This is a genomic window from Clostridium sp., assembly GCF_040797585.1.
In the GTDB taxonomy this organism is placed as follows: domain Bacteria; phylum Bacillota; class Clostridia; order Clostridiales; family Clostridiaceae; genus Clostridium_Z.
Genome location: NZ_JBFNEO010000142.1, coordinates 1 through 7,578, shown reverse-complemented (window position 1 = coordinate 7,578; position 7,578 = coordinate 1). Strand labels below are relative to the sequence as shown.

Sequence of the window (7,578 nt, the reverse complement as noted above, 5' to 3'; positions counted from 1 at the left end):
AGTACATACATTGGAATAAAAAAAGACGAATTTCAAGTATTGGATAAGGAATTCATATTAGCTATGGTTTCAAAAAATTCTAGGCTTGCAAGGGCAGAGTATATGAAGGCTATGTTTATTTGTAAAGAAGAACATAAGGATTATGTGGAATTTAAAAATGAAAAAACTAAATATGAGAGTAAGAGATATATTATAGAAAGAAATATATCATGGGAAAATGTAATGAAATTTATATGTAGAAAATTTAATATTTCAATGGAGTGTATACAAACTAAAAATCTAAGACAAGTATCTAATTCAAAAGCTTTAATGATAATTTTAATGAGAAGTTTATGTAATATGAATTACGATGAAATATGTAGAATTATTGGCAATTTAACAGAAAGTAGAGTATCGAAGTTATCTAATATGGGACTTAGTTTAATAAGTGACGATATAAGATATAAGAATATATTTAATGAATTTTTATGTGCTAAATAAAAATTCATTGTTTTCCACATTAAATTTTATTAGCAATACTAGTGGACAAGCCATCTTATCTTTAAAAATAAAATAGAATAAATGCATAAAATAATAAAAAAATATAGAATTTAAACCATAATTTTAAAAGAAAGATAAATGTTAACCGTCCCTTGACACAAACGTGTGTTTGGGTTTAAGATTAATATAGTTAATAAATAATATATATGTGGTGGTTAATAAAACCTATTTTAAAGGAGAGAAGTATGAAGGATAAAATAGTTATAAAAGGAGCTAAGGTAAATAACCTAAAGAATGTATCTTTAGAGATTCCTAGAGATAAATTAGTAGTTTTTACAGGGCTTTCAGGATCAGGTAAGTCTTCATTAGCCTTCGATACCTTATATGCGGAAGGTCAAAGAAGATATGTTGAAAGTTTATCTTCTTATGCAAGACAATTCCTAGGACAGATGGATAAGCCAGATGTAGAATACATAGAAGGACTATCACCAGCAATATCAATAGATCAAAAGACAACAAGTAGAAATCCACGTTCCACAGTAGGAACTGTTACAGAAATATATGATTATTTAAGACTTTTATATGCTAGAATAGGACTTCCTCATTGCCCAAAGTGTGGAAAAGAGATTTCTCAACAAAGTGTTGATCAAATGGTAGATAAAATTTTAGAACTACCTGAAAGAACTAAACTTCAGGTACTTTCACCTATAATTAGAGGTAGAAAAGGAACCCATGAAAAGGTAATTGAAAACATAAAGAAGAACGGATTTGTTAGAGCTAGAATAGATGGAGAGATTTTAGAAGTTACAGAAGAGGAAATTAAGCTAGAAAAGAATATAAAGCATAATATAGAAGCTGTTATTGACCGTTTGATAGTGAGAGATGATGTAAGAAGTAGACTTACTGACTCCATAGAAACAGCTCTTAAGCTTTCAGAAGGATTAGTAATAATTAACGTACTAGAGGAAGAACCTTATGATATGTTATTTTCTGAGAAGTTTGCTTGTATAGAATGTGGAATAAGCATAGATGAACTAGCACCAAGATTATTTTCTTTTAACTCCCCATTTGGAAAGTGTGATCATTGTGATGGACTTGGAACTTTGATGGAGATAGATGAAGATCTTATAATTCCAGATAAGACTAAAACCATAAGAGAAGGAGCAATATCACCTTGGGGAGAAGGAAGGATGAAAGAGGATTCATGGACCTATGCCGTTATGACAGCATTAACAGATAAATATAAATTCTCTTTAGATACACCTATTAAAGATATTAAAAAAGAAGTTATTGATGTGCTTCTTTATGGAATGAAGGGAGAAAAACTTGTAGTAAAGTATGAGAAGGAAAATGTTCAAGGAACATACATGCATAACTACGAAGGAGTAATAAATTCTCTTAAAAGAAGATATAGAGAAACAGGATCAGATTATATAAAGCAGGAAATTGAAGCCTTTATGAGCGATAATCACTGTAATAAGTGTAAGGGGGCTAGGCTTAAGCCAGAAGCACTTGCAGTAAAAGTTGGAGATAAAAATATACATGATTTTTGTATTATGTCTATAAAGGAAGAGCTTGAATTCTTAAATTCATTAGAGCTTTCAGAGAAGAATAAAATAATAAGTGATCAAATATTAAAAGAAATCTCTTCAAGACTTAAGTTCTTAATAGATGTAGGTTTAGACTATTTAAACCTATCCAGAAAGGCTGGAACCTTATCAGGAGGAGAAGCCCAAAGAATAAGACTTGCAACTCAAATTGGATCTAGCTTAGTTGGGGTTTTATATATACTTGATGAGCCAAGTATAGGTCTTCACCAAAGAGATAATGATAGATTAATAGCTACATTAAAGCACCTTAGGGATATTGGAAATACCCTTGTTGTTGTAGAGCACGATGAAGACACAATAAGAGAAGCAGACTATGTAGTTGATATAGGACCAGGAGCTGGAGAGCATGGTGGAGAGGTTGTTGTTGCTGGAACAGTAGATGAGGTGAAGGCATGTGAAACATCTCTAACAGGACAGTATTTAACTGGTAAGAAGAAAATAGAAATTCCAAAGGAAAGAAGAAAAGGAAATGGACTTTCTATAGAGGTAGTTGGAGCAAAAGAAAATAATCTTAAAAATGTTAATGTTAAAGTACCGCTAGGAACACTTACAGCAGTAACAGGGGTTTCAGGTTCAGGTAAAAGTACTCTTATAAATGAAATCTTTTATAAGGGATTAAATAAAATAATAAATAAGTCTAAGAATATTCCAGGAGCTTATAAGGAAATTAAAGGCTTTGAGAATATAGATAAAATAATAGATATAGATCAAAGTCCTATAGGAAGAACACCACGTTCTAACCCTGCTACCTACACTGGAGTTTTTGATATAATAAGAGAAGTTTTCTCTTCTACTCCAGAGTCAAAAATGAGAGGATATAAGCCAGGAAGATTCTCCTTTAACGTAAAGGGAGGAAGATGTGAATCCTGTAGTGGAGATGGAATAATAAGAATAGAAATGCAGTTTCTATCTGATGTATATGTACCTTGTGAGGTATGTAAGGGTAAGAGATATAATAGAGAAACATTAGAAGTTAGATATAAGGGTAAAAATATAGATGATATTTTAACTATGACTGTAGAAGAAGCCTTAGAATTCTTTGAGAATATACCAAGAATAAAAAATAAGCTTCAAACTCTAAATGATGTTGGTCTTGGATATGTAAGATTAGGTCAACCATCTACTCAGCTATCAGGTGGAGAGGCTCAGAGAATAAAGCTTGCCTATGAGCTTTCAAAGAGAAGTACAGGAAAAACTCTATATATTTTAGATGAACCTACTACAGGACTTCATGTTGATGATGTAGCAAGGCTCATTACCATATTACAGAGGTTAGTAGATGGAGGAAATTCTGTAGTTGTAATAGAACATAATTTAGATGTTATAAAATGTTGTGACTACCTAATAGATCTAGGTCCAGAAGGTGGAGATAAAGGTGGAACTATTATAGCAAAAGGTACTCCAGAACAGATAACTAAGAATGAAAAGTCATATACAGGATACTATTTAAGTAAGATTTTATAAAGGTTACTAGAAAGCTAATTAAAGATTAGCATAAAGGGTTATATAAATTGATCTACTTAGCTAATTAAACTATAAGGCTTTATTACTAAATTAAAATTAACTTTAGTAATAAAGTCTTAATTTTTCTAGAGAGTTATGTAGATAATATTTTTATATATGTAATAAAGAAGAGGTTTTATATTTTTAGAAATGGTTTTTTAACATTTTTCCTATGAAATGATGGTATAATAATATGGATGGTTTTAAATAAGTCGAAGAGGTGTAAGGAATGAATAAGATTTTAAGTTTTGCATTTACAGCAATATTTATAGTAATTCTATATTCTATAATAATATTTTCTTTAAGAATAATGGCAAAGGATGTACGTAATGGGGGAAAGAAAAAGAGATTGAAAAAAGCTTCCTTAGGTCTTGAAGTTATGTCACCAGGAGAAAATAATACTTTAAAGGCAGGGGCAGTTATACCTATAAACGGGGAGATTACCATAGGAAGAAGAAATGATAACTCTATAATTTTAAGTGATCAATATGTATCAGGATATCATGCTAAGATATATTTAAGAAATAATCAATGTATAATAGAAGATTTAAGGTCTACTAATGGAACTTTTATTAATGGAGAAGATGTAAGAGGAAAAAGGTATATTGAAGAGGGCGATAAAATAAAAATAGGAAGCGTAGTATTTAAAATAATAGGATAAGTAGGTGAATCCATGAAAAGTAGTTTAAGAGATGAAAAGAAAATGCTTTTTTTTGTGTATCTATTACTTTTTGCAATGTTTAGCAATCTGGCATTACTAAAACCGGAGTTCGATAATAGGGCAGTTATTTTAGGAGTGGCAATGGCTATGCTTCTTGCATATTCTCATTTCATAATAAGAAAGTATTTTTCAGATGGGGATAAGTATTTATTACTTTTTGTATTTATACTATCCATGATAGGAATAGTTATTCTTTATAGAATAAATCCATCCACTGCTATAAAACAGACTGTATGGTTTACTGCTGGAATAACAGCCTATGTATTAATTGTTGTTTTACTTCCGGATTTAAAAAGCTTTGCTAAATATGACAAGCTATATCTTATAGGTACCTTGATATTTATGGCTATGGCTACATTTATAGGAAAGGAAGTATATGGAGCAAAAAACTGGGTTATGGTTGGACCATTAAGCTTTCAACCTTCAGAAATAGGAAAGTTATTCTTAACTGCTTATTTAGCAGCTACACTTAGAAACTATGATGGTCATTTTAAGTCTTTGATAAAACCTGCATTGGTTGTTATGTATTCTTTAGGGTTTATGGTATTACAAAAGGACTTAGGATCAGTATTAATATTCTTTGGAATATCTGTAACTATGCTATACCTTTCTACTTCTAAGGTTAAGTATATTATAACCACATTTCTATTATCGGCAGTAGGAGCCGTTGCTAGTTATAAGCTCTTTTATCACGTAAGGGTAAGAGTTATGATATGGAAAGATCCTTTTGCCTATGCCAATGAACAAGGGTACCAAATAGTACAAGGACTTTACTCAATAGCATCAGGGGGATTATTTGGAGCAGGGCTTGGAAAAGGCTATCCTAATTTTGTTCCGGTTAATACTACTGACTACATATTTGCTATAATATGTGAAGAACTTGGGATTATCATGGGATTTGGTATAATGATTATATTTTTCTTAATGTTCTATAGATGTATGAGAGCTGCTATTTATGTGAATGATAAATTCTCACAACTTTTAGCAGTTGGATATAGTGCCATGTTTGCCAGCCAAGTTTTAGTTATAGTAGGGGGAGTTATGAATGCTATTCCTCTAACTGGTATAACCCTACCTTTTGTAAGTTATGGAGGTAGTTCTATGCTTACTAGTTTCTTTGCCATGGGAATAATTCAAAAGATATCTGAGGAGGGTTAAGATGAAGCAGGATTTAACAAATGAAGTAAAAAAAGTTTTAATAGTTTTCCTCCTTTGTTTTTTAGCTTTGATAACCTATATCGCATATTTTACTACATTTAAGGCTCCAGACCTTGCAGCTAGTACTAACAATAAGAGACTATGGGCTAAGAGAAATGAAGTTTTAAGAGGGACTATATATGATAGAAATGGAAAAGCATTAACTAAAAGTGAGAGAAAAGATACTTTAACACAAGAAAGATATTACCCAGGAGGAGATCTTTTTGCTCATATAATTGGATATGTAGACCCTAAATATGGATTAACAGGTCTTGAAAAGAAGTATGATGAAGAGTTAATGAATACTAAGAATACCTTGTTTAATGTAAAGGAAGCTTTAAAGAGCTTTAATATTAAGGAAGCTTTTAATAATAGACAAGATAAAGAAAAGGTAGGAAATGATATAAATACATCACTAGACTATGATATTCAAAAGGCAGCCTATGATGCCATAGGAAATAATAAAGGAGCAGTTGTTGTTTTAAATCCTAAGACTGGGGAGATTTTAGCTTCAGTTTCAAAACCTACGTATGATCCTAACAATTTAGATGCAGTGTATAATGATATAAATAATAAAAAGATATCAGGAGAAGATTCTCCACTTCTAAATAGAGCTACAGAGGGACAATATGCCCCAGGATCTACATTTAAGGTAGTTACAGCCACTTCTGCTTTAGAGAATATGCCTGGTCTTACCAGTAGAGTTTTTGAAGATAATGGTAAGATAGTATTTAATGATAAGCAATCCTTAAGCAACTATGGGGGATATGCCAATGGAAGTATAACATTTGCTGATGCTTTTAGAAAATCTAGCAATGTGGTTTTTGGAACCTTAGCTATGGAACTTGGAAATGACAAGTTAAGAGAAACTGCTGAGAAGTTTTATTTTAATAAATCCATACCTGCTGATGATTTATATATAGCAAAAAGCAGTTTTCCAAAACTGGAGCCCTATGAAAAAGGAAATATAGCTCAAAGTGGTATAGGGCAAAGTAGTATATTAGCTACCCCTATGCAAATGGCCTTAGTTGCTTCAGCTGTAGCTAATGATGGAGTTATTATGGAGCCTAGGCTTGTAAATAGTATATTAAATTTTGAAGGTAAAACAGTAGAAACTATAAAACCTAAGGAATTAGGAAGAGCTATGTCTACAAATACTGCAAAGACTTTACAGCCTTATATGAAGTCTGTAATAGATAATGGAACTGTAGACTCATCTATGTTTAAAGGGTTAAATGCTGCAGGAAAAACAGGAACAGCAGACCACCTTGATAAAAACGGAAAAGATGCAGTACCTCATTCATGGTTTATAGGATTTGCCCCTTATGATAATCCAGAAATAGCTATTTCTGTAATCATAGAGAATGGAGGAACTGGAGGCGGTAAGGCTGCAAAAGCTGCATCTGACATAATGAGAACAGCCTTAAGTAAATAATTTTAAGGTAATATATTGAAAATTTTGGTAAGATCCTTAAAGGCTAAAGAGTGGATTTAAAAAAGTCCACTCTTTAGTTTTTACATTTATCTTATGGGCAAAAGGGATTAATTAGTAGAATTAATTGGTTACATTTGGTATTAGACAAGGAAAAGTATTATGTTTATACTATTTGTATGAATATAGCATATGGACAATATATTAGATGATGATTAGTATACATAGAGAAATTTTACATACTTGAAGTATATTTAGGAGGGATAGCAACAGTTGGAATAAATATATAAAAATCTATAAAAATATATTAATTTATAATAGAGTTCATGTTGATATCTTATTGAGGTGATAATGTGAAATATTACTCAATAGGAGAATTCGCACAAAAAATAGGTAAGTCAATTCAAACTTCAAGAAATTAGGATGAAATTGGAAGTTTGAAACCAAGTCATATAACAGATGGTGGTACAAGATATTATTCACAAGAACAACTTAATCATTTTTTAGGTATTAAATGAGGAGTTAATTCAGATTTTTACAGTTTTAGTTATAGATTGAAAGGAAAAAGAGCCAATAAAGCAAAGAAGATGATTAAGGAGTTGTTGAAGGATGATACTGGCGAAGAAGATTAGAAT

Annotated in this window: 4 protein-coding genes and 2 pseudogenes; all 6 read left to right on the top strand. The window is 31.2% G+C overall.

Going from position 1 to position 7,578, the window contains the following annotated elements; all coding sequences use genetic code 11:
• Nucleotides 1-480 (top strand): annotated as a pseudogene (locus tag AB2369_RS09530) (transposase); the annotation flags it as partial.
• 245 nt (nt 481-725) lie between these two features.
• Nucleotides 726-3,554 (top strand): excinuclease ABC subunit UvrA, encoded by a 2,829-nt coding sequence (gene uvrA / locus AB2369_RS09525; protein ID WP_367666250.1) that lies wholly within the window; start codon nt 726-728, stop codon nt 3,552-3,554.
• 268 nt (nt 3,555-3,822) lie between these two features.
• Nucleotides 3,823-4,254, top strand: a complete 432-nt coding sequence (locus AB2369_RS09520; protein WP_367666249.1) for an FHA domain-containing protein — start codon at nt 3,823-3,825, stop codon at nt 4,252-4,254.
• Between the two features lie 12 nt (nt 4,255-4,266).
• A complete protein-coding gene (locus AB2369_RS09515; protein ID WP_367666248.1) occupies nt 4,267-5,472 on the top strand; it encodes an FtsW/RodA/SpoVE family cell cycle protein in 1,206 nt (401 codons plus the stop codon).
• 1 nt (nt 5,473) lies between these two features.
• Nucleotides 5,474-6,946: a peptidoglycan D,D-transpeptidase FtsI family protein gene (locus AB2369_RS09510; RefSeq protein WP_367666247.1), complete on the top strand. Its 1,473-nt coding sequence runs from the start codon at nt 5,474-5,476 to the stop codon at nt 6,944-6,946.
• Between the two features lie 350 nt (nt 6,947-7,296).
• Nucleotides 7,297-7,458 (top strand): annotated as a pseudogene (locus tag AB2369_RS09505) (MerR family transcriptional regulator); the annotation flags it as partial.
• Nucleotides 7,459-7,578 lie beyond the last annotated feature (120 nt).